Source organism: Escherichia sp. AM3, from assembly GCF_032029835.1.
GTDB classification, from domain to species: domain Bacteria; phylum Pseudomonadota; class Gammaproteobacteria; order Enterobacterales; family Enterobacteriaceae; genus Escherichia; species Escherichia coli.
The window spans coordinates 1-2,016 of record NZ_JAVUPQ010000226.1 but is presented as its reverse complement, the minus strand read 5'-3'; the positions used below and the strand labels follow the sequence as shown (position 1 = coordinate 2,016).

At 54.8% G+C, this 2,016-nt stretch carries 2 protein-coding genes; both read right to left on the bottom strand.

The annotated features are described in order from the left end of the window. A partial coding sequence (iroE, locus tag RTW80_RS24445; RefSeq protein ID WP_312720641.1) for a catecholate siderophore esterase IroE occupies positions 1-814 on the bottom strand: 814 nt, incomplete at its 3' end. A gap of 84 nt (positions 815-898) precedes the next feature. Beyond that, a partial coding sequence (gene iroD, locus RTW80_RS24440; RefSeq protein WP_312720638.1) for a catecholate siderophore esterase IroD occupies positions 899-2,016 on the bottom strand: 1,118 nt, incomplete at its 5' end.

The window sequence follows — 2,016 nt, the reverse complement described above, 5'->3', positions numbered from 1 at the left end:
CTTTCAGTATAGTGAGGGTGGTATGAATTTTCGACAGCACCCCGACAGCATGCGTTTCCCGGTTATCACCCTGTGTCGCCGAGCCTTCCATTATCGCCAGGTGTTTGGCGCAGAATTGCAGAGGCTCAACCGCCGTAACGCGGCTTAGCAAAGCATCATAACCTCTGCCCAACGACGGGCTGGCACTGTAGTACGACCGGAAGTAAGAGGAGGACAGCCAGGAATCCAGCACGAAGAGGCCGCCGTAGGAGTGCCCCCATAAGCCGCGGCGTTGCCGATCGATATTCAGTCCCTGTTCCACTTTTGGGGCAATACGCGTTTCCAGTAACTGGCGGAAGTTGTTGCTGCCACCACTCTTACGGCTAAAACGCCCTGAGTGGAGATCTGTTTTTCTGCTTTCTGCTGCTGGCGTATAGTCGTAAGCCCTGCTGTTGAGATCGAAAGGGAGGTTGGTCTGATACCCGACAGCCACGATCACTGGCGGTGTTTTTTCTGACAATTGTTTGAGCAGTTCGTCATCCAGGCGGTCCATAACTGCGTTACCGTCAAGCATATATAAAATCGGGTAACCCGATGCCGGTGCGGTTGTATTCGGCACGGCCGTCCATACCCGATAATGGCGTGTGCCATCGACAGAGTCGAAAGAGGTGGTGCTGAAATGGTAAAACACGGAGCCTTTATCGGCTATATTCGGCCCCAGTGGCCGCATATCCGGCTTCGCATAAACTTGCGCACTACAGATAAGGGTGAGGCAAGAAAGATGAAAGAAAATCGCTTTATGCGGGCGTGTTGAGCGATACTCGCGGGCATACATCTGATGATTATTCCTTTTCCGCAGGTGACAATTTGATTTATTCGGGAAGTCTGTACCGTTTCCTGAAAGTGTTTGTGGGTCAACTCAACCCTGTAGTAAACCAATCCCGTCAATCAGTGCACCGCGCCACCATGCGTAATCGTGACCACCGGTGTAAATTGCGCAATGGCTTTCGACGCCAGCGGTAATCAGCCGCTGGTGAAGCTGCTGAACGTGAGGCACTGTCGAACCTTCCAGCGATCCCACGCACAGGCTGATACGTACGCCCTGCGGTGGGGCAGAAAGCAGATGCTCACTCACCCATGAGGTATCGGTTTCGCTGAACAAGCCTGGTCGACTGGTTCTTTCTGGCGTCCACCACATTGAAGGAGAGTGGCTGAGCACCAGACCGAACGTTTCCGGTGCGTAACGAGCCCCCATTAGCGCACTGATCCCGCCGAGGCTCTGCCCGGCCAGCACTGTGCGCGAACGGTCTGCCCACTGACGCTGCGGTTGTTCAGCGCGAATCATCGGCAGCAGATGTCCGGCGATATCCTTTATCAGTTTGCTGCGCCCGCCGAGTATCTCAGTGCGTTCATGTTCATTAATGTTGTCAATGCCCAGTACAGCCACGGGCACGATGCGCCCGTTATTTATGGCGGCGTCAATTGCCGCGCATACGCCAAGGTGATCAAACCAGGTTTCACCATCGGGCAGCACGACCAGCCCGAGGGGCTGAGAAATATCAACATCCGGAATATAGAGCCGAATCTGGCGAGATTTCCCGGCGATAATGCGCATGGAGGTAAGCAGTTGTCCGGTGTGGAAGCCGCCGTTCCATTCCGACAGGGCGGGAGCTTTATCAAGTGTCAGCACTGATTCCTTTGCGTTCCCCCGAACGTTGATCTCCGGCATTTTGTTTAGCGGATCGGCTTTTCCGGCGAGGGTGGAAAAACGGCCTCCGGACAGTGCAATCGTCTCAGCCGTAGTGCCGGGGGGGATTTCCAGCAGCGAATAGGAGCCGCAGTAACTTGCGGGTAAACGCAGTGTCAGTGTCCAGATATCCGTTTCGGGAAGGGCGCTCATCATTCCTTTTTCTACGTGCTCTTTATCCGTCACCCGGTTCAGACGCAGATAAACGCCCTGCAGAGGATGTCGGGCGCGCCACAGAAAGGTAACTTCTCGCTCATCTTCCGCTCCTTCGACTGGCGTCACAAGAGGAA